At 69.0% G+C, this 504-nt stretch carries 1 protein-coding gene; it reads right to left on the reverse strand.

Features of this window, described 5'->3' with window-relative positions:
- A partial coding sequence (locus tag DPA01S_RS16155) for a potassium transporter TrkG (protein ID WP_305791233.1) occupies positions 1 to 504 on the reverse strand: 504 nt, incomplete at both ends.

Genomic DNA, 504 nt, shown 5'->3' on the forward strand with positions numbered 1-504 from the left:
AGCGCGAACCCGGCGTTGTTGAACGCCGAGACCGAATGGAACACGCCCAGCCACAGCGACCGCAGCACCGGCTCGTCGTACCCGACCGCGAAACGAACCGCCATCACCGCCGCGGTGACCGCCTCGATCAGCAAACTCATCCGGACCACGCCCACGACCACGCCCCGCACGTCGCCGAGTTCGGCCGCCCGGGCCTCGGCCGCGGTGTTCAACCGTGCCTTGAGCCCGATCCGGTGCGCCAACATCAGCCCCACCAACGAGGCCATGGTCATGATCCCCAGGCCACCGACCTGGATCAGCCCCAGAATGACCGCCTGACCGAATCCCGACCAGTGCACAGGGGTGTCCACCACGATCAACCCGGTCAAGCACATCGCCGACGTCGCCGTGAACAGCGCTGCGGTCACACTGGTGGCGCTCCCGGACGCCACCGCCGCGGGCAGCAGCAGCAACCCGGTCCCCACCGCGATCGCCGCAGCGAAACTCAGGGCGACGACCCGGACC

It is taken from the genome of Dietzia papillomatosis NBRC 105045 (assembly GCF_001570845.1).
GTDB classification, from domain to species: Bacteria; Actinomycetota; Actinomycetes; order Mycobacteriales; family Mycobacteriaceae; genus Dietzia; species Dietzia cinnamea.